We start from the raw sequence: 23767 nt of genomic DNA, 5'->3' as shown, positions 1-23767 counted from the left end.
TCAGGGTTGGTCCAGCTTAGACACACGATTCGCGGCAGTAGGGTTTATCTACTGGTTACTTTCAGACATACGGAGCCGAATGTCACGTCAAATCAAGCTTGCTGTCATTCCCGGAGACGGGATTGGCCCCGAGGTCATCGCCGAAGCAGTCAAGGTTCTGGATGCCGTGACGGCCCGCGAGGAGGTCACCTTCGAGAAGACCGAGTTCTCGCTCGGGGCGGCCAGGTTCCTCGAAACCGGCGACGTGCTGACCGACGCGGACCTGGCAGCAATCGCTTCGCACGACGCGATTCTTCTTGGCGCAGTGGGCGGGGTTCCGGGCGATCCGCGGCTCGCCGACGCGAACATCGAGCGTGGTCTGCTGCTGGGGCTGCGCTTCTCGCTCGACCACTATGTGAACCTGCGCCCCAGCGTGATCTTCCCCGGCGTGCCCGGCCCGCTCGCGGCACCCGGTGCCGTCGACTTCGTCGTCGTGCGCGAGGGAACGGAGGGCCCGTATGTCGGCAACGGCGGGTCCATCCGCCAGGGCACCTCGCACGAGGTGGCCAATGAGGTGTCGGTCAACACGGCCTTCGGCGTCGAAAGGGTCGTGCGCCACGCGTTCGCCGTGGCGCAGGAGCGGCCCGCCCGCAGGCTGACGCTCGTGCACAAGACCAACGTGCTCGTCTTCGCCGGGAGCCTGTGGCAGCGGATCGTGCTGGCCGTGGCCACCGAGTACCCGGATGTCACGGTCGACTACCTGCACGTCGACGCCGCGACCATTTTCATGGTCACCCAGCCCAGCCGGTTCGACGTGATCGTCACCGACAACCTGTTCGGCGACATCCTCACCGACCTGGCAGCGGCGATCAGCGGCGGCATCGGGCTTGCCGCCTCCGGGAACATCAACCCCGACGGCCGCTTCCCCAGCATGTTCGAGCCGGTGCACGGTTCCGCTCCGGACATCGCCGGCAAGCAACTCGCCGACCCCACCGCAGCCATCCTCTCGGTCGCGCTCCTGCTCGACCACCTCGGCCTGACCGAGGCCGGCGCCCGGGTGAAGGCGGCGGTCACCGCCGATATCGCCGACCGCGCCGACCGGGGCGTTGACTCGGCCCCCCGCAGCACCGCCGATGTGGGCGATGCGATCGTGACCCGCCTGACCGAGACCATCGTGACCCGTCCGACAGAAAAGGGACTCCAGTGAGCCAGACAATTGCCGCGACCGCTGCCACCGAACGAGCGCCGCTGACCTTCACCGTCACTCCGTCGACCCACGCGCGTTCGGCCGCCGAGCGCGAGGCCATCCTCGCCGACCCCGGCTTCGGCAAGAACTTCACCGATCACATGGTGACGATCGACTGGACCCTCGACGAGGGCTGGCACGACGCCCGCGTCACCGCGTACGGCCCGCTGATGCTCGACCCGGCGTCATCCGTGCTGCACTACGCGCAGGAGATCTTCGAGGGACTCAAGGCCTACCGGCACGCCGACGGCTCGATCTGGACCTTCCGCCCGGAGAAGAACGCCGAGCGGATGCAGCGCTCCGCACGCCGTCTCGCCCTGCCCGGGCTGCCCGCCCGCGACTTCATCGAATCGATCAAGCAGATTGTTGCCGTCGACGGCGACTGGGTGCCATCCGCTCCCGAGACGAGCCTGTACCTGCGCCCGTTCATGATCGCCAACGAGACCTTCCTCGGAGTGCGCGCCGCGCACAAGGTGGGCTACTACGTGATCGCCAGCCCGGCCGGTGCCTACTTCCACGGCGGCGTGGCCCCCGTGAAGATCTGGCTGGCGGCCGACTACTCCCGCGCCGGGCGCGGCGGCACCGGAGCCGCCAAGTGCGGCGGCAACTACGCCGCGTCGCTGCTTCCGCAGATGGAGGCGAACGAGAACGGATGCGCGCAGGTGCTCTTCCTCGACGGCGAGACGGGCACCCGCATCGACGAACTCGGCGGCATGAACGTGTTCTTCGTGCACGGCACCGACACGCTCGTCACGCCGCGACTGACCGGGTCGATCCTCGAGGGCGTCACCCGCGACAGCATCATGCAGCTCGCCCGTGACCGCGGGATGACCGTGGAAGAGCGCGAGGTGACCCTCGACGAGTGGCGCGACGGCGTGGCATCCGGCGCCATCGCCGAGGTCTTCGCCTGCGGCACCGCCGCCGTCGTGACCCCGATCGCCCAGCTCAAGGGCAAGGACCTGGAGATCGGCGACGCCGACGCGCCCGCCGGGGAGATCACCATGGCGATCCGCCAGGAGCTCACCGACATCCAGTACGGCCGTCGTCCCGACCGCCACGGCTGGCTCACCCGGCTCGACGCCCCGGAATCCCGGGCATGAAGATCGCGCGGTTCAGCCGCGGGGAGATCATCGCGTTCGGCATCGTCGATGAGGACGAACTCGTCGTGCTCAAGGGCGATCCGATGTTCGCCGGCTACGACCCGACGGGCGAGCGGGTGGCGCTGCACGACGTGCGCCTGCTCGTTCCCGTGATCCCGCGGTCGAAGATCGTCGGGGTGGCCAATGCCGCGTTCCTCACTGCGCACGAGAAGGCGGACGGGGAGCCGGGCGAACCGGTGCTGTTCCTCAAGCCGAACACCGCCGTCGTCGGACCCGGCGACCCGATCGTGCTCCCGGCCGGAGTGAACGACGTGCGGGCCGAAGGCGTGCTCGGGATCGTCATCGGCAAGATCGCGAAGAATGTGCCGGTCGAGCAGGCCGCAGACGTGATCCTCGGCTACACGGTGGGGATCGACGTCACCGCGCACGAGTTGCAGGAGCGCGACGGGCAGCCGGCCAGGGCGAAGGGCTTCGACTCGTTCTGCCCCCTCGGGCCGATCATTGACACCGAGTTCGACGCCGCGGCGGCGGTCATCCGTGGCCAGGTCAACGGCGTGGACGTGCAGAGCGACGACATCGCACTGATGCGCCACTCGATCGCGGAACTCGTCTCCTTCGTTTCGGGCGTCTTCACCATGCTGCCCGGCGACGTCATCCTGACCGGTGCGTCCGGCCGGGCCCGTGCGATCGCCGACGGCGACACCGTGCTGGTGGAGATTCCCGGCATCGGCACGCTGTCGAACCCGGTGCGCCGCGCGCGGTAGCCCCTCCCGCTCCCTCATCCTCCTCTCGCCGAACCGTGAGTTTGGCACCTTCGTTGTGCTCGGGAAGGTGCCAAACTCACGGTTCGGCGAGGGAGTGCAGGAGCCGGCGAGGCCTAGAACGGCGGGGGCGGGGCGGGCCCCATCGGGGTCGCGGGGTCGGTGCTGTACGTTCGGCCGCCGGGGGAGGTCCAGTTCAGGGTGCCGTCCCTGGCGTGTTTGACGCTCCAGCCGGTCTCGCTTTTCAGATCGTGATCGGGTGGGCAGAGATTGGGCAGGTTGTCGGAGTCGGTGCGCCCGCCGAACTGCCAGTCGAGGCCATGGTCGATGTCGCAGCGGGAGGCACTGCGGTTGCAGCCGGGGAACCGGCAGGTTTCGTCGCGCACCCTGAGCCAGCGGCGGAGGTCTTTGGGCACCTTGTAGCGGGATCGGCCGACCGACAGCACACATCCGGTCTCGGGGTGGGTGAGGATGCGTATGAAGCTGGGCGCCTTCGCGGCCAGGCGCCTCGCGGTTTCCGGATCGATCGGTCCGTAGCCTTCGAGGTGGCCGGGTTCCTCGCTGTGGCCGAGGAGGGTCATGACCGGAACGGTGATCAGCACCGTAGCGCGGACGCCCTGGCCGAGGCCGGCGGACGGAGTGCCGGGCGCACCGACACCGTCGATCAACAGCTCTGACAGCACGTCGGCCCTGAGCTGGGTGAGGGTGCGCGTCTCGTCGGGCCGTTGGAGACTGATCGCGAGATCGCTGATCCGGTTGTAGATGGAGTGCGCGGTGGCGGTGGGCAGGTATGCGTTCAACCAGGCCATTCCGTCGCGGGCGGGCACGAGCTGCACAGCCCTGTCGCCGGCGCATTTCTCGTGCCTCGTCCTGATCGTCTCGGGATGAGTGCGCTCCCTGGCCTTTCGCGCCGTGCCGTCGAACTTGGCGACGGTGAGCCTCCTGGCCTGCGGCAGCAGGGCCTCCTCGAACTCCTTCCGTGATTCGGCCGGGAGCGACCCCGCGTGATCGATCATGGCCTTTGCGTGCCGGTAGCTGATCTCGCCCGCGCGAAGCGCCGACATGGTGGCCGGCAACTCGTGCACGAGGACTTCGCTCTCCGCGAGCAGAGTCTCCATGCTGCGCTGGGGAAGTCGGAGTGCGCAGGCCAGCTCGGACACGAGCTCCCGTCGCGCCACGGTGCCGGCGTCCCAGCGTGCGCCCGGAGCCCGCGGGGCGTCTGAGCGACGTGCCTCGCTGCGCCGACGGGCTTCGTCGATGAGTACCGCGCGGTGTGCGCTCACGGATGCGAGCTGCCGATCAGCCGCGACAACCGCATCGACGAGGTCGTCGATGGTTGCTGCGCTGAGTGCGTCGCGGGGGTCCATGCAGCTATTCTCCGGGCGCCCACCGACATTCCTGCGGGCTGGAAGAGCCGATCACCCCCACAATTTCGGCTCAAATCAGGTGAAGAACCGAAAGTGGCTGGCCCCTGTGGAGGAGGGGTCGGCACGCACCTGAAAAGGATGTTGCGGGCATAGGGTGGACCGTTCGTTCCGAAACCGTTCACAGCACGACAAAGCACCAAGGAGTCATCCATGGCCTCATCCGTCAGCACGCAGACCCAGCTCGTCGCCCGCCCGGTCGGCTGGCCCACCGCCGCCGACTTCCGCACCGCCCGGGTGCACCTGCCCGACCTCGCTCCCGGCCAGGTGCGCGTGGCCAACGAGTTCGTCTCGGTCGACCCGTACATGCGCGGACGGATGAACGACGCAAAATCGTACGCGGCGCCCTACGCGCTCGGTGAGACGATGAGCGGCGGGGCCGTCGGCCGGGTGATCGCATCCGCCTCTGACGCCGTCGCCGTCGGCGACGTGGTCGTGCACCAGCACGGCTGGCGCGACCTGGTGCAGGAGGATGCCGCCGGGTTCCGCGTTGTCCCCGAAATCCCAGGCGTCCCACTCTCCGCCTATCTCGGCGTGCTCGGCATGACCGCCCTCACCGCGTACGTCGGCCTGCTCGAGATCGCCGGCCTCAGGGAAGGCGACACGGTGTTCGTGTCCGGTGCGGCCGGGGCCGTCGGCACCATGGTCGGGCAGATCGCGAGGCTCAAGGGCGCCGGGCGCGTGATCGGCTCCGCCGGCTCGGTGGAGAAGATCGCGCTGCTGACCGACAAATACGGATTCGACGCCGCCTTCAACTACAAGGACGGCTCACTCGCCGACCAGCTCGCCGCCGCGGCACCCGAGGGCATCGACGTCTACTTCGACAACGTCGGCGGCGACCACCTCGAAGCCGCGCTCGGCGCGTTCAACGACGGCGGCCGCGCCGCTCTCTGCGGCGCCATCTCCCTGTACAACAGCACGGATGCCCCCGCCGGGCCGCGCAACATGGCGAACATCATCACCCGCGGGCTGAGCCTCACGGGGTTCACTGTCGGCAACTACGTGCAGCACTTCCCGGCCTTCTCCGCCGACATGGCCGGCTGGCTCGCGACCGGCGATGTCGTCTTCGACGAGACCGTCGTCGACGGGATCGAGAACACGGTCGAGGCGTTCCTCGGCCTCATGCGCGGCGAGAACACCGGCAAGATGGTCGTCCGCACGGCGTAGTCGGTTGGCGAGCTTGTCGAAACCGGGACCTCGACCGACGCGACCGGCCCGATCACCCGGAGCACCCATCGCCGAACCGTGAGTTTGGCACCTTCGTTGGGCCCGCGAAGGTGCCAAACTCACAGTTCGGCGAGGTGGGCAGGGGTCGGGTCAGCGGCCGAGAGCTGCGAGCGCGTCAGCGACGTCGTCCTCGTCGTTCCAGAGGTGAAACGCCACGCGGGCACGGCCGGCGCGACCGGACGCGACCAGCCCCGCGGCGGTGAGGCGCCCGAGGCCCTGGCCGTCGGCATCCGGCCAGCTCACGATGGCCTGGCCGAGCCGGTCGATCCCCAGGCCGTCGCAGAGCGCGTCGCCGAGCCCCACGGCGTGGGCGCGGACCTCGGCCAGGTCGAGGCTCCGGAACAGCTCGATCGCGGGTTCGGCGCCCACCCAGGCCGGCCACGCCGGGGAGACGTCGAAGCGGCGGGCGTCGGTCGCGAGGTTCATCTCCGGGCCGTAACAGGATGCCCAGGGCGACTCGCCGGCGTACCAGCCGGCCTGCGCGGGGTTGAGCTCTTCGGCCAGCCGCGCGCTCACGGTGAGGAAGGCCGCCCCGCGCGGAGCGCACAGCCACTTATAGCTGTGGCAGATCGTCGCGTCGAACCGCGACGCGTCGACGGGCATCCAGCCGGCCGCCTGCGTCGTATCGCACAGGGTGAACGTGCCTGACCGGTGCGCGGCCGCCACGATGGCCTCCGTGTCGGCGATCGCTCCTGTGGCCGACTGCACGAGCGACCAGGCGACGAGCCACGTGTTCGCAGTGATGCTCCCGGCCAGCTCGCCGAGGGGCACATGGCGCACGGTCACCCCGCGGTGCCGCTGGCTGAGGAACGGGAACACCATCGAGCTGAAGTCGCCGTCGACGCACAGCACCTCGGCGCCGTCCGGCACGCTCGCCGCGACAAGTCCGGCCATGACGGATGCCTGCGAGCCGATCGCGACGGCGCCGACGGGCACGCTCACCAAGCCCGCATACCCCGACCGAACCCGCTCGACCACCGCGCCGTACCTCGCGGCGTCGGCCCGGCCGAGCGCCCACTCCTCGGCGTCGGCCCGCATGGCAGCGAGGGTCTCCCGGGTCGGCAGGCCCAGCGTGCACGCGGCGAGGTAGCCGCGCCCGCCGCTGAACCGGCCGCGCGCCTCGCGGACACCGCGCCGGGCACGCGGGCCGGACGCTGCGATGCCCGCGGAGGGCGGGATGGTGGCGGAGGGCATGGCGGTGCCGGAGGGCGGGACGGTGGGGCATGGTGCGCGGCTCATGCGTCCATCCTGTGCCGGCGGCATCCATTCAACAATGACCAGTGATCGATGCAAAGCATAAGCATCCGTTATCCTTCGCAGATGCCCCGCATCGCTCCGTCCGATCTTGACTCCCACTCGCTGCGCGTCGTCCGCGCGCTGGCCGAGCACGGTTCGATCACCGCCGCCGCGATCGCGCTCGGCTACAGCCAGCCCGCCGTCAGCCAGCAGCTCAAGCGACTCGAACAACGTCTCGGGATGGCCGTGATCGAGCGCGTCGGGCGCACGGTGCGACTCACCGAGGCCGGGAGCGTGCTCGCCAGGCACGCGGTCGCCGTCACCAGCGCCCTGGAGGCGGCGGCCGGGGAACTGGCCGAGCTGCAGGGCCTGCGCGCCGGCCGGGTGCGACTGGCCGCGTTCCCCTCGGCGTCCGCGGCTCTCGTCCCCAGGCTGCTCGCCGTCATGGCGGAGCGGCACCCCGGCATCCGGATCACCTACCTGGAAGCGGAGCCGCCGGAGGCCGTCGCCGCGGTCCGCGAGCATTGGGCTGACCTGGCCATCACCTTCAGCTACCCCGGCGACCGGGTCGACCCGCACCGCGCCGGCACGGAGGGGCTGGCCGTGACCGCCCTGCGGCGCGACGAGATGATGCTCGTGCTGCCGACGACGCATCGGCTGGCCGGCCGCGACGCCGTCGACCTCGGCGACCTTGCCGAGGAGAACTGGATCGGCGGATGCCCGCGGTGCCGCGGCCACCTCCTCGAGCTCTGCGCCCGCCAGGGTTTCGCGCCCCGCATCGCCTGCGAGACCGACAACGTGGCGGCCGTGCTGGGCCTGGTAGAGGCGGGGATCGGCGTCGCGATGCTGCCGATGCTCGCCGTCGAATCCGTCGGCGTCCGTGCCGGGATCGTGATCCGGCCGACGACCGGCCGGGACCAGCGCACGGTGCACGCCGTGACCGCATCCGGGGCGACCCTGGTCCCGGCCCTCGCTGCGACCCTGCGCCAGCTGGGTGCGCTCGCGGCCCCCGACCCGTCGGCCCCCGATTCCGCGGTCCCCGGCGCCGGGGCGAACGACGCGTAGAATCGGAGGTGATGTCTGAGACCAGTCCATACCCCGTGTCCACCGCAACCGGCAGCGATGTCCGTGTTCGGTTCTGCCCGTCGCCCACCGGAACGCCGCACGTCGGGCTGATCCGCACGGCCCTGTTCAACTGGGCCTACGCCCGGCACACCGGCGGAAAGTTCATCTTCCGGGTCGAGGACACGGATCCGGCCCGCGACACCGAGGAAAGCTACCTGCAGCTGCTCGACGCGTTGCGCTGGCTGCGACTCGACTCGGACGAGGGCGTCGACGTCGGCGGACCGCACGCGCCGTACCGCCAGTCCCAGCGCTACGACATCTACCGCGATGTGATCGAGCAGCTCAAGGTCTCCGGCCACCTCTACGAGAGCTTCGCCACCGGCGAGGAGATCGAGCTGCGCAACGTATCGCTCGGCCGCGACCCGAAGACGGGCTACGACAACTTCGAGCGCAACCTGACCGAGAAGCAGAAGGCCGCCTACCGCGCAGAGGGCCGCAAGCCGGCGCTCCGCCTCAAGGTGCCCGACGGCGATACCTCCTTCGACGACCTGGTCCGCGGCGAGATCACCTTCCCGGCCGGTTCGTTCAGCGACTTCGTGCTGGTGCGGCCCAACGGACATCCGCTCTACCCGTTCGTGAACCCCGTCGACGACGCGCTGATGGGCGTCACGCACGTGCTGCGCGGCGAGGACCTGCTCTCATCCACGCCCAGGCAGATCGCGTTGTACCACGCGCTCATCGACATCGGGCTGACCACCTTCATCCCGCGCTTCGGGCACCTGCCCTACGTGATGGGCGAGGGCAACAAGAAGCTCTCCAAGCGCGATCCCGAGTCCAACCTGTTCCACCACCGCGCCCGCGGCTTCATTCCAGAGGGGCTCGTCAACTACCTCTCGCTGCTCGGCTGGTCGCTCGCCAGCGACCGCGACATCTTCTCGATCGACGAGATGATCGCCGCGTTCGACGTCGCCGACGTGCTGCCGAACCCGGCCCGGTTCGACCTCAAGAAGGCCGAGTCGATCAACGGTGACCACATCCGCCTGCTCGATCCCGCCGACTTCGCGAAGAGGGTCGTTCCGTACCTCGTCGCTGCCGGCGACATCAGCGAGCCGCTCAGCGCCGAGGAGCAGGCCATCCTCACGGCGGCAGCGCCCCTCGTGCAGGAGCGCATCGCGCTGCTGGGCGAAGCGCCCGGCATGCTCGGCTTCCTCTTCACCGCCGGTGACGTGCTCGAATACCAGGCGGATGCCCTCAAATCGCTCCCGGCGAACGCCCGCGAGATCCTGGCCGCGTCCAGTGCCGCCCTCCTGGACATCCCCGAGACGGACTGGAACACCGACCGCGTGCACACGACGCTCACCGAGACGCTGATCGACGGGCTGGGCCTCAAGCCCCGCGTCGCCTTCGGACCGTTGCGGGTGGCCGTCTCCGGCCGGCGCGTGTCGCCGCCTCTGTTCGAGTCGATGGAGATCCTGGGCAAGACGGAGTCGGTCGCGCGCCTCGCGCGCCTGGCCTCCACGCTGGTCGACTGACCGTTCGGTTCGACGACCGGGGCGCCCGCGCACCCATAGAGTATGCGGGTGCCCCCAACTCATGAGCAGCTGCGCCGCCGCAAGGCGATCCGATCCTGGATTCCCGCCGCGGTGCTGCTGGCCGCGATCGGAGCCGCGTTCACGATTGCGGTGAACACGCGGGTCACGGATGTCGGCACGGCCCCGACGGCCGCCCCCGCCGGAGCGGTGACGGCCAAGGGCACCTCGCTCTTCACTGACGACGGCCTCAGCTACATCGCAGACACGCGCAGGGTCTCCATCGACGCGACCACCGTGCCGATCCCGGCCGAACCGCTCGGGCTGTCTCGTTCCGGCCGACTGACGGTCGTGCCGCCCACAGAGGGCGTCTACGAGTACCTCACCGTGCTCGGGCCGGGCGGCGGCATGCGCTTCAACGGCACCTCGACCGAGATCACGACCGCCGGCGGCCGCCTTGCCGCGGCGAGGGTCGAGGATTCCACCCGGGTGCTCGGCTACCGCAACACGCTCGACCTCCTCCGGGGCCGCGCGGCCCGGTACGGCATCCCGGATGCCGACCTCGCGGGCTTCCCGACGGCCGCGGAGAGGGCCTTCAAGGCCGACGCCGCCTACGAGTACCGCATCCACACCGACAACGCCCTTGGGGTCGCCCTCACCGTGACGGCAACCTGCTCGGGAGACAGCACGTGCATGATCGTCGACGAGTTCAGCTTCGGCTGAGGGCCAGGCCGGCGCGACCCGCGCGACTCACCGGCGGGTTTGTCCGGGCCCGCCCGGATGGGCTAGAGTAGCTCCCGGCCCGGTCTTCGGAACGGGCATTGGGGTATGGTGTAATTGGCAACACGACTGATTCTGGTTCAGTTGTTCTTGGTTCGAGTCCAGGTACCCCAGCAATAACAGGCGCAGAATCCCGCGGCGATATCACCCATCGTCCATCCTTCTCTCGAAGCCGGAAACGGCCTCCATGACCAGAAACGACCCAAAACCCCCGTTTGGGGCTACCGCGGCGTTCTGGTGCCCGGGCTAATACGGACCCGGCCTGAACCAGTCGGGCTACTCACGGCATCGCTCGCCCACCTCTTGGGTATGGACCCGACGACGCAGATCCCTCCGACGTTCCTCACCCAGCACGAACTCGCCGAGCTGCTCCGACTACCCGAGCGCACCCTGGAAGAATGGCGCCTGACGCACTCGGGTCCGCCATACCTGAAGCTCGGCCGCCAGGCGTGCTCGCCTGGGTCCAGGATCGCCGGCATGGCTAGGCCGCGGATCCCCGCCGGTGAGCTGGGCAACATCGTCGTCGGACTCCTTCCGAGCGGCCGGTACCGAGCCCGCGCTTCCACTCGCAAATCCTCACCCGCGCGAAGACCGGCAGCCTCACGTACTCGACCTACGAATCGTACGAGACGACTGCGCGCGTAATCATCGTGCCGCGATGCGGGGGAGTGAGGCTCGACCGACTGACCGTCGGTCGCTGCGACCGCATCCTGCAGCGGATCCTGGAGGAGGAAACGATCTCGAAAGCACGTCGTGCCCGCGCGGTGCTGAGCCTCGTCTGCGGCTACGCCGTGCGCGCCGACGCGCTGGAGCGGAAGGTGGATCGAGACTAAAATACACCGGCGCTAGTCGCGACACCCCCGATGGTGAACGAGGGCAATTGCCTGATCAGACGGTCAGCTTGTCCGACCGGAGTCGGGCGGATCCTCCGCCGTCAACGAGCCGGCGTGGGCGCGTGCGGTGGGGTCGAGCCGGACCCGGATCAGGCTGGCGATTGTAGTCACGGTCAGGACGACAGCGATGACGACAAGGCTGAGGTTGGTGCTGATCTCCGGCACACGGTTGTCCAGGCCATGCCCCCAGTGGAGAACGAGTTTCACGCCGATGAAGGCCAGGATGAGAGCCAGGCCGGTGGAGAGGTAGACCAGCCGGTCCAGAAGCCCTTTGACGAGGAAGAAAAGCGCCCTCAGCCCGAGCAGGGCGAAGGCGTTGGCGGTGAAGACGATGTACGGTTCGTCGGTGATACCGAAAATCGCCGGAATCGAGTCGAGCGCGAACAACAGGTCGGTGCTCCCGATTGCCAGCAGCACGATGAAAAGCGGCGTCACCGCCCGGCGGCCGGCGCTGCGCGTGAACATTCGCCCGCCGTCATAGTCCGTGGTGACGGTCAGGCCGCGGCGAGCCACCCGTACCAGCACGTTGTCTTGCACGTCGGGGTCGACGTTGCGGTGGCGGAAAAGTTGTACGGCCGTCACGATCAGCACGAGACCGAAGATCAGGAACATGAAGGAGAACAGCGACAGCAGCGCGGCACCCAGCGCGATGAAGATCGCTCGCAGGACCAGGGCCAGTACTATTCCGAAGATGAGAACCTTCTGCTGGTACTTCTGCGGGACGGCAAAGGTCGACATGATGATCACGAAGACGAAGAGGTTGTCGATCGACAGGCTCTTCTCGACGATGTAGCCGGCGAAGTATTCCGCGCCGAAGTCCCAGCCCACCTGGGCGGCGAATACCAGACCGAACACGATCGCCACTGCGATGTAGAGGACCGATGAGATTGCCGCTTCGCGGAACTTGACAACGTGCGGCCGGGCGGCGGCCAGACCCAGGTCCAGAGCGAGCAGCCCCAGAATGAGTCCGATGGTGAGCGCCCAGCGGAGCGCGGTGACTTCGAGCACCAGTGACCTTTCTGTCGTCGGTCGAGATTACATCCCGCGTTCGCTTCCAAGGATAGACACCTGAAGCGCAATTCGCTAATCTAAATACGTACGTTGATTGGTTTCCGCACACGTCACGTAGCCAGCATGTCCAACTGGAAGGTATCCGGCACGGCTCCGCCGATCTGCCGCAGGAAGGGATTTCGTTGTTGTCCAGTCGAGAAACACCTGCCTTTTTCCCTTTTGGATCCAGTGTCTGCGGCGATGATCCGCCTGGCGCGCCGCCACGGTGCCACGCCGCTGCCTTCACAACCGATCATCCCACCACCACCCCAGCGTCCTGAGAGCCGGCATCGCTGTCACCCCCAAGAAGGAGAACCATCCATGAGCATTGAAGACGCGATCGACAACACCGAACTGGTACCCGCAGCGCGCAACAGCATTGTGGTCGGACACGATGGATCCGACGGTGCCGATGACGCATTGACCGCGGCCCTCGAACTCGCCGACCAGCTCCACGTGCCGGTCGTGGTGGTGCGGGCCTGGTCCATCGCCACGGCTCCACGCCCGTCAAATTGGGAGTTCGGGTACGTCTCTTCGTTCGATCAGTACTCCGCGGCGGTCCACGACGAACTCGTGCAGGACGCGCGCGCCGCCGTCAAGAAGTATCCCGCGATTTCGGTGAGCTACTGTGCCGTTCACGCCAGCCCCGCGACTAGCCTCATCGACCTCTCACGAGACGCCCGACTGCTCGTCGTCGGAACCCGCGGGCGTGGTGGCCTCGCGGGGATGCTGCTCGGCTCCGTGAGTGAGCAGTGCGTGCGGCACGCGGCTTGCGCAGTCCTTGTCGTGCGGCCTCGCACCTGACCCGACACCGCGCCTGCATCTCCGGCGTAGGTTCACGTGTCCGATTCGACCGGCGGATCGAGGCTTAGAATTTCTCCGATCGCAGCACGTCGATGTCGCTCATGAACAGGATCATGGCGTAATCGTCGTAGTAATGCTCCTGAAAATAGGCGGTGATCGCTCCGGCCGTCTCTGCGTCGCACACCACCTCGATGCGGATGTTGCCGCTCGCCTCCCAGCCGGCGTCGCGAACGCCTCGGCTCCCTTTGCCGCGGGCGTCGGTGATGGTGTAGCCGTGGGCGTTCAACCGGTCGATATCCCGGACGAGGGTGCCCTCGAGTGCTGTTTCGGTGATGACGGTCAATAGCTTGCGGGTATGGCTGTGCATGGGTCTCATCCTTCCGCGAATGTATGTGCCCACACGGCGAGCGCGTGGTAGATCGGGATGCCGAGCAGGACATTGAATGGGAACGTGATCCCCAGCGATGCGGCCAGCGACAGGGTGGGGTTGGCCTCGGGCACGGAAATGCGCATGGCCGCCGGCACCGCGATATAGGAAGCACTCGCCGCCAGCGTCGCGAGGATGGTCGTTCCGCCGATGGAGAGGCCAAGAGCCCACCCCAGCCCGGTCCCCACCAGTGCCGAAAAGAGCGGCATCCCAACTCCGAAGGCGACCAGAAATGGTCCATACCGGCGCAGGCTCCCCACCTGTTTCGCCGTGATCAACCCCATCTCCAGCAGAAAAAGGGCGAGGATTCCCTTGAAGAGATCGAAGAACAACGGCTCGATCGACGACAAACCATCCGGCCCCGCTGCCCAGCCGATGAGCAGTCCACCCAGGAGCAGAACGATGCCCTTGCCCAGGAACACCTCATGGGCGACCGACCTCCAGCGCGTCTCGCGCGAAAGGCCTCGCGCGAGGACAATTCCCACCAGAATGGCCGGAACCTCCAGCAAGACCAGAAGCAACGGCATGTGTTCTTCGAAAGCGATCTGCCGACTGCCGAGGTAGGCGACGGCCACGGCGTACGTTCCGACGCTCACCGAACCGTAGTGGGCAGCGATGGAGGCCGCGTCCGCGCGCTTGAACCGGCCCAGATAGCGCAAAACGGGGAAGGCGACTAGAGCGAGGAAGAAGCCCATAGCCACCACAATCACCATGTGCGGTAAAAGGTCGGCGAAAGGCTGCCTGGCGAGTTCGACGCCACCCTTGAGGCCGATGGCGAGCAGCAGCACGATACTGACGAACTCGTAAATCGCCGCCGGCAGGCGCAATTCCGAACGCAGCAGGCCGGCGACGGCTCCGAGCAGAAAGAAAAGGATGATGGGATCGATCACGCGGTGGCTCTCTGGTTCGACTCTGCTCGTAGCGCCACAGAGAAGGACAGTCCTTCCGATATACGCTAAGCAATGTACGCTAACAGTAGCGCGTATTGCGGAACGCATGTCTTGTATACGGACATGCATACCGAACTGACCAGCCACCCTTGCGCACGCAATTCGAACACCCTGAGCTGGCCAGCGGTTTGCTGCTGCGAACAACTCGGGCCTGCACCGCGACGGTGAAGAACCGTCACCACTGTTGGTGCGCAGCCGCGTTCGATATCTTCGCCTGTATTGGCGAGCGGGAGCATCGCCACTTACAGGCCGAGGGTCGCTTCACTTGTGCAAACCGAGAGCGGCTGAGTGGGAATCATGGGTTCATGCGCGGGGTGCAGGAGAAGGCGAACTGGGGTATCAGGGTCGAGACAGCGGAGCTCCAGGCGAGTGCCGGTTGCCGACCTCGGCATTGGCGAACCAGGATGGATCGTCTTTTCGGCGGGAACGGGCAAACCGGTGAGTGCGGCTTCCTTTTCCCGCGAATTGATTGACCCGGTGAGGCAAACGTCGATGGACACCTTGTCACCGGACTTCAATCGTGTGACGTCGACAGGGACCCCCGCTTCCGCGTTCCCATCGACCCAAACCTCCTCGCGGCGAGAGTGCGCGTGTAGAGAGTGCATCTTGCGAATGCAGTCCAAGGCACTTTCCGCCCGGCACTCCTGAGCGTAGCTAATCGCCGCGTTGATCACGGCGACAGCAAGTAACACCGAGGCGAAAAGTCGCCGCCATCCTTCCATAGGACAAATCGAATGACACGTGCTTAGAATGGCGTGTATTGCGTATCGTATGTCTTCTATGCTTGGGAGGTGGCCGACTGGACCTTTCTTACTAATCACGCGCATGTTCTGCTGTGTGTTGCCAAAGATCCCGGTATGCGGCTGCGGGATATCGCCGAAGCCGTGGGCATTACCGAACGTGCCGGCCAGCGCATCATCGCAGAACTCGTCGCAGACGGCTATCTCACGCGTCGACGCGATGGGCGGCGCAACCGCTACCAGCTCTACCCGGAGCTGCCGCTTCGGCATCCCCTGGAACGCCACCACCAGATTGGCGAACTCCTCGCGGCGCTTGGATCCGAACACCGCGTGGAGCCTCCGATGCCCTGAGTTCCCAATCGAATCCCCGTCGGGCGAACGCGTGAGGGCTTGGCGTTTTCGATCCACAGCCTCCACACCGCAAACACGTCCCTCTGCGCCCTCCACGCTCCGCGTCAGCGTTCTCAGCCATGCGACGGGTCCCGGCACAAGCGAGCTCAGTGCAGTGCCGCGATGCTAGTGCTCGGCGAAACTGGTGAACGCTTCCAGCGCACCAGCTGCGTGATCCGATCGGACCACATCCAGCCGTCGGAGCCCGTCGTTGACCTCTCGCGCCATCGCCACTCTGGGGCTCCTCATGCCGGCCAGGTCGGTGAACGTTCGCTCTCGAGATTGACGGTCGGCGACGGACTGACGATGAGCCCGCTCGCGCCGAGCTCGACGAGCCCGGCGATTCGTCGTCGTTCCCGCTCTCCCGAGTACCCGGACACAGCCAGGACGATTCGCACACCCACGTCACGCGCCGCCGACCGGATGCCTTCGAGCACGATGGCGAAGTAGTAGCCGGATGCAGGAACGACAAAGTCCGATGATCGGCGAATTATCGTCGTTCGTCGCCGCCTGCTGGTGGGGCTCAAGGTGTTTTGTGGACGAGGCGAGCATGGCGCCACCGTGGGCACGGTGAATCACGCGCTCGTTTACCAAGGTTGGCAAGATCTCCCCTGATGTTCACCGCCGACGATCCCGTCAGCTGGGCAAGACCACTGACCTTTCACAGAACCATGCCGTGCAAGCGCTTGTACGGACGCACCCTTCCGAGCGCGACCGCGCATCAGCTCACTTTCGATCGATTATTTCGATCCCAGCGGAACATTTCACGATCGAATCCACGTCCTGAAGGAACCCTGGTTTTTGGTGTGGCGACCCACACGCGTGCTTCTCTCTGGGCGATACGTTGCCTTGAGTATTTGATGCTTTGAGAGCCACCCGATCGTGCGGTTCAGAGCCAGCGATCGTGCGAGAGAGAGCCAGTGGTGGTGTTACTGGGAGCCACTGGCTCTCTCCGCCCGTCGTTAGGCGCTGGCGAGGGCGGTGTGCTCGCGCATGTTGTAGGTGCCGGTCTCGACCCAGATCGTGTTGTGGATGATCCGGTCCATGATCGCGTCCGCGTGGACTCCCGAGCCCAGCCGCTGGTGCCAGTCCTTCTGCGAGTACTGGGTGCAGAACACTGTCGAGGTCTCGCCGTAGCGGCGCTCCATCAAGTCCAACAGCATGCCGCGCATCGATTCCGTGGGCCGATCCAGCAACCACTCGTCAATGACCAGCAGGGTGAAGGCGGCGTATTTGCGCAGGAACTTGCCGGACCCGCCGGGGCTGTCTTGCGCGGCGACCCAGGCTTCCTCGAGGTCGGGCATGCGGACGTAGTGGGCGCGGATGCGGTGTTCGCAGGCGCGTTTGGCGATCGCGCACCCCAGATACGACTTTCCCGACCCGGTGAACCCTTGGAGGACGACGTTCTGCTGCCGGGTCACGAAGGAGCAGGTGCCGAGCTGCGCCAGCAGCTGCCGGTTGAGGCTGCGCTCGTCGAGCAGGTCGATGCGGCGCAGGTCGGCGTTCGGGTAACGCAGCCCCGCCCGCCGGATCAGGCCCGCGACTTTGGAGTGCGTGAAGGTGGAATAGGCGTCATCGACGGCCAACCGGACCCGGTCCTCGAACGGCAGGCCGATGCTGAGCGTTTCGTCTTGGGTGTCGATCGCCTCCAACAGCTCGCCGGCGTTCATCTCGCGCAGCTTGCGTTTGGTCTCCCCGTCCAGCCGGCTCATCGGGTGCCGCCGGCGTAGTAGGCGCTGCCACGGACGTACCCGCCGCCGTCGGCCTCGGGTTCATCGGGGACGTGCCCGGTCTTGTCTTGCCCGGTGTCGAGGATCGGCCGCAGGTGCGCGTAACGGGGAGAGCGGATCGGCCCGCGCAACGCCAGCTCGCAGGCGGCCTCCACCCGGGCTGGGGAGAACCGGCGCGACAGACGCAACACTGCCAGGGCGGGGTCGTAGCCGGCCTCCTCGATGGCCGCGGATTCGAAGATCTTGCCGACCACCGTCACCGTCGCAGGTCCCGTCCGGGAGGCCCAGTCGTCAATCCGGGCCCGGTCCCAGGCCTGCCAGCTGCGCCCCTCGGGAAGGTCCGCCTCGTTCGTCTGACGAAGGTCAACATGGGCGCCGATATGGGTGAAGGGCACGGAATAGAAGTTCTTCGCCCAGACCACATGAGCGTTCTTGCTCACCTTGCGCTTATATGTCCAGGTGCTGATCTCGAACGGAACCGCCGGCAGCGGTTGCATCACCGGCTTCTCCTCGGCAGTGAACACGCTCAGCCGGGACCCTTCCCGCTCCTGGAAGGGCTGCCGGTTGTAGGCATCGATCTGCTCCCGGATCCGGCCCCGCAACTGCGGAAGGGAAACGAACTGTTCCTGGCGCAGGGAAGCGATGACCCAGGTGGCAACATGGGACACCGTGTTTTCGACGCTCGCCTTGTCCTTCGGGTGTCGGACCCGGCCCGGCAGCACGGCCGCCGAATAGTGCGCCGCCATCTCGCGGTAGGCATCGTTGAGGATCACCTCGCCCTCGCCCTCGCGCGGGTGGGAGATCACCCCGGTCTTCAGGTTGTCGGGCACCAGGCGTGGGACACTGCCGCCGAAGAAGGCAAACATCGCCGTATGGGCGCGCAGCCACGACTCCTGCCGCATGTCCAGCGTCGCCTCCACGAACGCAAACCGGCTGAACGGCAGGCACGCGACGAACAAATACACCTTCGAGATCTCGCCGGTGGTCGGATCGAGCAACTGCATCGTGGGCCCGGACCAGTCGACCTCGATGCTGCGGCCGGCCTTGTGGCCGACCCGGGACGACGCACCGGAGACAGCGGCGTACTCGCCGTAAAGCCTGCAGAACCGGTCATAACTCATCACCGCCTGGCCCGCCCGACCGCAGTCGTCGACATGCTCCTGGTGCAGCAGCTTCAACGTCACCCCGACCCGCGCCAGCTCGCTGTGCACCCGGGGCCAGTCCGGCTGCATAAAGACGCTCTCCCGCACCCCTCGGCCGGGGAACAGCGCCGAATATACCTCGCCCTCGGACATCGCCGCGACGTCATCCCAGCCGACATTGAGCTGATCGGCAGCATCGATCACCGCCTGGACGCTGTTACGGGCAATGCCCTGCGCGGACGCAATAGCCCTGCCCGACAAACCTTGGTTGCGTAACTGCAAGACGAGTTTCGCCTTGATCTTCCGTACCATTACCGGTACTCCTTCCACCACGTGGCCGTCACGTGGTGGAAGGAGCTTTTCAGGTGGCTCTCATCCACACCAACGCTGGCTCTGAACGACACGATCCGTGGGTGGAGCAGCGGCTCTGACCCGCACCACACCTGGACCCCTCAGAGACGAATATTCAGCCTGATCACCTGAAGTGTGCTTCACTTGTTTCAGCGAGGGGAGTACCCCATCCACGCACCGTCGTCATTTCGGCCCCTCCGGGGTCCGGCGGTCGGGCCGCAGAGGCCGGGAGAGACCTCCGATTAATCGAGATCGGAAGGAACTTGTTCTCATGACTACCGAAAACAACGGCTCGTCTGACCTGATCGCAGCTGTCATCACCGACGGAGCGGCAGCCGTCCGTGTCACGCGATCAGCTGCCCGCATCGCCGGCCAACGAGGAGCACAGCTGCTGCTGTTGGTCCCAATGCCCAGACCCGCGTTCACGACAGACGCTGCGATCGTTGCCCGGCAGCATCGGACTGCGGTCCACCAGGCGCAGGCCATTGTCGCGCGTACTCGCCCCACTCTCGAGGCGCACGGTGTGCCGTTCACATGGCAAGTGGTCTGGCACCATAAGTGGCCGGGCGGTTCGGCCGCGGCCTTGGTGCGCGCCGCGCGCCGGGCATCCGCGACTGTGCTGGTTTCCCCGGCCCACCTTCCCTCGCGCGTTCGGTTTGGCGGAGAAATAGTGCTGGTCGATTCCTCGAGGTACTTGCCGCCGCGCCAGCACGGGTTGGACGCCGACGGGCACGGCACCTCATATGCGGAACCTGCCGCGGGGAAGCGGTACCAATGACGCCGGAGCGTTCCGCACTCGCGCCGGTAGAAGGCACCTCTCGGCCGCGAACCGTCGTGCGTCCAAAGTGGACATTGCTGTCCAACCATGGTCACGTGCTGGTCGCGGTTGCTCGTGATCCCGACACGCGGGTCAGGGACATCGCCGCCTCCATCGGAATCACCCCCCGGGCAACACTCACGATCCTCAGCGACCTCGAGTCGGCGGGATACCTCAGACGAAACCGGATCGGACGTCGCAACGAGTACACCATCGACCGGCACCAACCGTTCCGTCACCCCACGATCGCGGACCATGAGATCGGCGAACTCCTCCGCGTCCTCGCCCGCACCCAGGGCGAGGACGCCTGAGGCCGCGGCTGACTCGGCCCTCGAAAGCGTTGCGGTGGACGCCACGGCTTGCCGTCACAGCGGAGGGAGGCTTCATGTCTAATTTGATCCGATGGCTGGCTCTAGATTTTTTGGTGCGCCACCATTGCACCTCGAGTGCACCCGCGGACCCGTCGCTGGGCGCCGCGTGGCATCGCGGGCCAGAGCGCGCTTCCGACACCGGCCATGCCACCGTTGGTCCGACTCGGGTCCTGCCAATGACACTGACCGCTGGTTGTCCGTACCGTCCTACCGATGCCCCCGCTACAGCGAGAATCTGTGACGGAGACTCCCCGTCATGAAAGGCGCCTCGTGACCCAGCCACCTCCCTTCCTTCCCACGAGCGGCCCAGAGAGCGCGCAACCGCCAGATCCGCACCTGCGGCCCGCGACTGCCGTGGCGGAGTCCTTAGGCGTCAATCCTGCGCAGGGGCTCGACGAGACCGAGGTCACCCGTCGGCGGGGACTTGTCGGCGAGAACCGACTGGCAGAGCAGCCGCGGCGGCCGGGTTGGCTGCGCTTCCTCGACCAGTTCCGCAGCCTGCTGATCCTCATCCTGCTCGGTGCTGCGGTCCTTGCCGGCTTGGTCGGCGACCTTAAGGACACCATCGTCATCCTCGTCGTGCTGCTGATCAATGCCACGATTGGCTTCGTCCAGGAGAACAGGGCTGAGCGCAGCCTCGAGGCGCTGCGTGACATGCTGGTGCCCACCGCGCGGGTTCGGCGTGACGGGACCGCGCGCGTGGTCGATGCGGCTGAGCTCGTGCCGGGGGACGTGGTGCTGCTCGAAGCCGGCGACCGGGTACCAACCGACGGACGATTCATTGTGGCGGAGTCAGTGGAAGTCAACGAGTCCGCGCTGACCGGTGAATCACTGCCGGTGGCCAAGGACACCGCTCCGGTGGCCGCCGCACCCGGGGACAAGGTGCCGCTGGCCGACCGCACCGGCATGGCCTACATGAACACCACGCTCACCCGCGGTCGGGCCGAACTCATAGTGACCGCCACGGGGATGCAGACCGAGGTCGGCGCGATCGCCGCACTGCTCACGAGCGGCGAGGAGCCCAAGACTCCGCTCCAGATCCAGCTGGACTCGTTGGGCAAGCGCATCGCCCTGATCGGCGGCATCGCCATCACTGTCTACGTAATCATCGCCTTCATGCGCGGGGAGGCGCCGGGCGACCTGGCGCTCTCCGCCGTGGCTCTCGTCGTGGCCACGGTGCCTGAGGGTCTGCCAGCCGTTCTCGCGCTGACCCTCGCCCTCGGCGTCGCCCGGATGGCCCGGCGCGGCGCCATCGTGAAGCGGCTCGCGTCGGTGGAGACGCTGGGCTCGGCCACGGTCATCTGCAGCGACAAGACCGGCACGCTGACGCTGAACCAGATGACCGCCCGCGCACTGGTCCTGAACGGCCGGCGAATGCGCATCGACGGTGAGGGATATCTACCGCATGGTGCGATCATCGACGAGGCGACCGGGGAACCCGCTGAGAATGCCGAGCGACTGCTGGAACCCCTCGTCTTGTGCAGTGACGCAACCCTTACCAGCCTGGAGGCAGGGGGACGGCCTGGCATCGTCGGTGACCCCACCGAGGGCGCGCTGGTCGTCGCGGCAGCGAAGGTCGGAATCGACGCCACGACGCTGCGAGCGTCTCATGCGAGGGTCGCCGAACTCCCCTTCGACAGCGCCCGGAAGTTCATGGCCACCGCATACGGCGAGAACGGCCGGGTTCGCGTCTACATCAAGGGTGCGCCCGACATCCTCCTCGAGCGAAGCACGGCGATGATCACTCCCGAAGGAGTCCGCGACATCGACGCCGCAGACCGGGACCGGCTGGCAGCCGAGGTGTCTCGCCTTGCCTCGGGGGGCCTCCGGGTACTGGCCGGCGCGACGATGCTGCTGGACGACCTGCCCGCGGAGGGCGACCGGGCAAGGGCTGACGCCCTCGAAGGTGGGCTGACAGGTCTGACCCTGCTCGGCCTGGTGGGCATCGCCGACCCGCCCCGCCCGCAGGTCAAAGACGCCATCGCATTGGCTCACCGGGCGGGGGTTTCGGTCAAGATGATCACCGGTGACCACCGAGACACCGCCTCCGCGATCGCCGACGAACTCGGCATCCGAGGCGACGTGGTCACCGGCACCGAGCTGGACCAGATGACCTTGGAGGAGCTGTCCGATCGAGTGGAAAGCATCGGGGTGTTCGCCCGAGTCGCTCCCGAGCACAAGGTTGCCATCGTCACGGCGTTGACCGCCCGCGGGCACGTGACGGCGATGACCGGAGACGGTGTCAACGACGCGGCTGCGCTGCGCTCGGCGCACATGGGTGTGGCCATGGGGATCACGGGTACCGAGGTGACCAAGGAAGCCGGCGACATGATCCTCACCGACGACGACTTCACCACCATCGTCGCCTCGGTCCGCGAGGGCCGGTCAATCTACGACAACGTCGTCAAGTTCGTCCGCTTCCAACTGTCGACCAACATCGGCGCCATCCTCTCCTTCCTCGGCGCGACCGTGGCCGGGCTGACGGCGCCGCTGACCGCCATCCAGGTGCTGTGGGTCAACATCATCATGGATGGCCCGCCGGCAATGGCCCTCGGCGTCGAGCGGCCCCGGCCGGGCCTGATGGATGAGCAGCCGCGTCGGTCCGACGACCGTATCCTCAACCTGACTCGGCTGATGGGTATGCTGCGGGCTGGTGCCATTATGGCGATCGGCACGCTGTCGGTGCTCGCAATGGGCGAGGGGGCATACGGCGTCGCAGTGGCGACCACCATGGCGTTCACCACCTTCGTGCTCTTCCAGTTCTTCAACGCACTCAATAGCCGGGACGAGCGGCAGACGGTGTTCACCAGTCACCTCTTCACGAACCGTTGGCTGTGGATCTCGTTCGCGGCAGTCCTCATTCTGCAGGTCCTCGTGGTGCAGCTTCCCCTCCTGCAGAGCGTCTTCGACACCACGGCGCTTTCCGCTACCCAGTGGCTGATCTGCGTTGCGGTAGCGTCGTCAATCCTCGCAATCGAGGAAGCGATCAAGCTTGTTCGATGGGCGGTACGCAAGCGCTGAGACGACTGCCAGGCCCCGGGGAACGCGGAGCGTCGTCGACGAGGGCAAGATAGTCACCAACCCTCCGCATCCGCGCCTCAGTCTCGGCGGCCAACGCGACGAACAAGTGCCGATGATTGGGCAGCCGCGTCGACGAGTCGTCCGAACTCGGCCGTCTCGTCAGGTAGGCGGCGAGGCCCGCGGCGCGCACGGATGCCCGAACCGTCCGAACGGCTCCGCATCGCCGACAAGATTCAGTGCGGGCTACGTTGATCCCACGCCTCTGGAATGTGACCAGAAACGGACCGAAAGCACCGCGACGTGACCTGAAACGGCCCGTACGCTTCCGTGCCAGCGCGTAGACTCTGTACATGAGAACCGCGGAAATCCGCGGAATTCCGCCCCAGTTGCGGGTCGGTGAACCGACCGAGACGACTCTCAGTTGTTCTTGGTTCGGTTGCGTCCCCGTGAGTGGTGTGGTTTNGGTTGCGTCCCCGTGAGTGGTGTGGTTTCCCGCTGTTGAGCGTTGCTCCGTCAACGTAAAGAGCCACCGTGGGATGGTCAGTGAGTACCGACTAAAGCAACTCACGAAGGACACCACACGATGGCTCTAGACCAGTCTGCCCTGCTCAACCTGCTTGGGGAACTCAAACTCACCGATGTCACCGACCGCATCCGCGTCGCGACCGAAACCCTGTATCAAGAATTGATCGATGCGGAAGCGTCCGCGTTCATCGGCGCCGCCCCGTTCGAAC

Annotated in this window: 20 protein-coding genes, 1 tRNA gene and 1 pseudogene; 14 read left to right on the top strand and 8 right to left on the bottom strand. The window is 66.7% G+C overall.

Annotated elements, in window-relative coordinates; genetic code table 11:
• Positions 1 to 79 precede the first annotated feature (79 nt).
• The 3 genes from E3T54_RS02520 to E3T54_RS02510 are packed head-to-tail and all read left to right on the top strand — an operon-like array spanning position 80 to position 3089.
• A complete protein-coding gene (locus E3T54_RS02520) occupies positions 80 to 1186 on the top strand; it encodes a 3-isopropylmalate dehydrogenase (RefSeq protein WP_134474428.1) in 1107 nt (368 codons plus the stop codon).
• Positions 1183 to 2325 carry a branched-chain amino acid aminotransferase gene (locus E3T54_RS02515; protein WP_198414425.1) on the top strand — a complete coding sequence of 381 codons (1143 nt, stop codon included), beginning with the start codon at positions 1183 to 1185 and terminating at the stop codon, positions 2323 to 2325. The genes E3T54_RS02520 and E3T54_RS02515 overlap by 4 nt, the downstream gene beginning before the upstream one ends.
• Positions 2322 to 3089, top strand: a complete 768-nt coding sequence (locus E3T54_RS02510) for a fumarylacetoacetate hydrolase family protein (RefSeq protein ID WP_134474427.1) — start codon at positions 2322 to 2324, stop codon at positions 3087 to 3089. The genes E3T54_RS02515 and E3T54_RS02510 overlap by 4 nt, the downstream gene beginning before the upstream one ends.
• Positions 3090 to 3202: 113 nt before the next feature.
• Here E3T54_RS02510 and E3T54_RS02505 read toward each other — a convergent pair whose 3' ends face one another.
• Complete coding sequence (locus E3T54_RS02505) at positions 3203 to 4453, bottom strand: HNH endonuclease signature motif containing protein (RefSeq protein ID WP_134474426.1); 1251 nt, start codon at positions 4451 to 4453, stop codon at positions 3203 to 3205.
• Positions 4454 to 4663: 210 nt separating this feature from the next.
• On the opposite strand from E3T54_RS02505, the gene E3T54_RS02500 reads away from it, so the two are divergent.
• Positions 4664 to 5677: an NADP-dependent oxidoreductase gene (locus E3T54_RS02500; protein WP_134474425.1), complete on the top strand. Its 1014-nt coding sequence runs from the start codon at positions 4664 to 4666 to the stop codon at positions 5675 to 5677.
• A 150-nt stretch (positions 5678 to 5827) separates the two neighbouring features.
• Here E3T54_RS02500 and E3T54_RS02495 read toward each other — a convergent pair whose 3' ends face one another.
• Positions 5828 to 6976: an aminotransferase class V-fold PLP-dependent enzyme gene (locus tag E3T54_RS02495; protein WP_241977020.1), complete on the bottom strand. Its 1149-nt coding sequence runs from the start codon at positions 6974 to 6976 to the stop codon at positions 5828 to 5830.
• 81 nt (positions 6977 to 7057) lie between these two features.
• Here E3T54_RS02495 and E3T54_RS02490 point away from each other — a divergent pair, with 81 nt between their 5' ends.
• The 5 genes from E3T54_RS02490 to E3T54_RS16605 all read left to right on the top strand — a co-directional run bounded on the left by E3T54_RS02490 (position 7058) and on the right by E3T54_RS16605 (position 11180).
• The gene (locus E3T54_RS02490; RefSeq protein WP_134474424.1) at positions 7058 to 8038 is read left to right on the top strand and encodes a LysR family transcriptional regulator; all 981 of its coding nucleotides are present in this window, start codon (positions 7058 to 7060) and stop codon (positions 8036 to 8038) included.
• A gap of 11 nt (positions 8039 to 8049) precedes the next feature.
• The gene (gene gltX / locus E3T54_RS02485; protein ID WP_134474423.1) at positions 8050 to 9570 is read left to right on the top strand and encodes a glutamate--tRNA ligase; all 1521 of its coding nucleotides are present in this window, start codon (positions 8050 to 8052) and stop codon (positions 9568 to 9570) included.
• A gap of 48 nt (positions 9571 to 9618) precedes the next feature.
• Entirely contained in the window at positions 9619 to 10290 is a 672-nt protein-coding gene (locus E3T54_RS02480; protein WP_134474422.1) for a hypothetical protein, read from the top strand.
• Between the two features lie 99 nt (positions 10291 to 10389).
• A tRNA-Gln gene (locus E3T54_RS02475) sits at positions 10390 to 10461 on the top strand.
• Between the two features lie 554 nt (positions 10462 to 11015).
• Positions 11016 to 11180: a hypothetical protein gene (locus E3T54_RS16605; protein WP_166804801.1), complete on the top strand. Its 165-nt coding sequence runs from the start codon at positions 11016 to 11018 to the stop codon at positions 11178 to 11180.
• Positions 11181 to 11243: 63 nt separating this feature from the next.
• Here E3T54_RS16605 and E3T54_RS02465 read toward each other — a convergent pair whose 3' ends face one another.
• Positions 11244 to 12248: a TerC/Alx family metal homeostasis membrane protein gene (locus tag E3T54_RS02465; RefSeq protein ID WP_134474421.1), complete on the bottom strand. Its 1005-nt coding sequence runs from the start codon at positions 12246 to 12248 to the stop codon at positions 11244 to 11246.
• Positions 12249 to 12611: 363 nt separating this feature from the next.
• On the opposite strand from E3T54_RS02465, the gene E3T54_RS02460 reads away from it, so the two are divergent.
• Complete coding sequence (locus E3T54_RS02460) at positions 12612 to 13094, top strand: universal stress protein (protein ID WP_134474420.1); 483 nt, start codon at positions 12612 to 12614, stop codon at positions 13092 to 13094.
• Positions 13095 to 13158: 64 nt separating this feature from the next.
• Here the strand turns inward: E3T54_RS02460 and E3T54_RS02455 are convergent, their stop codons facing one another.
• Entirely contained in the window at positions 13159 to 13461 is a 303-nt protein-coding gene (locus E3T54_RS02455; protein ID WP_134474419.1) for a transcriptional regulator, read from the bottom strand.
• 5 nt (positions 13462 to 13466) lie between these two features.
• Entirely contained in the window at positions 13467 to 14411 is a 945-nt protein-coding gene (locus tag E3T54_RS02450) for a sodium-dependent bicarbonate transport family permease (protein ID WP_134474418.1), read from the bottom strand.
• A gap of 851 nt (positions 14412 to 15262) precedes the next feature.
• On the opposite strand from E3T54_RS02450, the gene E3T54_RS02440 reads away from it, so the two are divergent.
• Entirely contained in the window at positions 15263 to 15562 is a 300-nt protein-coding gene (locus E3T54_RS02440) for a winged helix-turn-helix domain-containing protein (protein WP_134474416.1), read from the top strand.
• A 284-nt stretch (positions 15563 to 15846) separates the two neighbouring features.
• Here E3T54_RS02440 and E3T54_RS02435 read toward each other — a convergent pair whose 3' ends face one another.
• From E3T54_RS02435 to istA, 3 genes are all read right to left on the bottom strand, one after another.
• A complete protein-coding gene (locus E3T54_RS02435; RefSeq protein WP_134474415.1) occupies positions 15847 to 16128 on the bottom strand; it encodes a LacI family transcriptional regulator in 282 nt (93 codons plus the stop codon).
• A 435-nt stretch (positions 16129 to 16563) separates the two neighbouring features.
• On the bottom strand, positions 16564 to 17313 hold the full coding sequence (locus E3T54_RS02430) for an ATP-binding protein (RefSeq protein WP_134474414.1): 750 nt from the start codon (positions 17311 to 17313) through the stop codon (positions 16564 to 16566).
• The gene (gene istA, locus E3T54_RS02425) at positions 17310 to 18785 is read right to left on the bottom strand and encodes an IS21 family transposase (protein WP_134474413.1); all 1476 of its coding nucleotides are present in this window, start codon (positions 18783 to 18785) and stop codon (positions 17310 to 17312) included. The genes E3T54_RS02430 and istA overlap by 4 nt, the downstream gene beginning before the upstream one ends.
• A gap of 912 nt (positions 18786 to 19697) precedes the next feature.
• Here istA and E3T54_RS02420 point away from each other — a divergent pair.
• The 3 genes and pseudogenes from E3T54_RS02420 to E3T54_RS17180 form a co-directional block, all read left to right on the top strand.
• Complete coding sequence (locus E3T54_RS02420; protein WP_370254673.1) at positions 19698 to 19952, top strand: winged helix-turn-helix transcriptional regulator; 255 nt, start codon at positions 19698 to 19700, stop codon at positions 19950 to 19952.
• Between the two features lie 273 nt (positions 19953 to 20225).
• Positions 20226 to 23033: a cation-transporting P-type ATPase gene (locus tag E3T54_RS02415; protein WP_134474411.1), complete on the top strand. Its 2808-nt coding sequence runs from the start codon at positions 20226 to 20228 to the stop codon at positions 23031 to 23033.
• A 583-nt stretch (positions 23034 to 23616) separates the two neighbouring features.
• Positions 23617 to 23767 (top strand): annotated as a pseudogene (locus E3T54_RS17180) (IS256 family transposase); the annotation flags it as partial.

This window comes from Cryobacterium sp. Sr8, from assembly GCF_004403225.1.
GTDB classification, from domain to species: domain Bacteria; phylum Actinomycetota; class Actinomycetes; order Actinomycetales; family Microbacteriaceae; genus Cryobacterium; species Cryobacterium psychrotolerans.
Note: the sequence above shows the minus strand (reverse complement) of the source record. Positions and strands in the feature narration are given on the sequence as shown.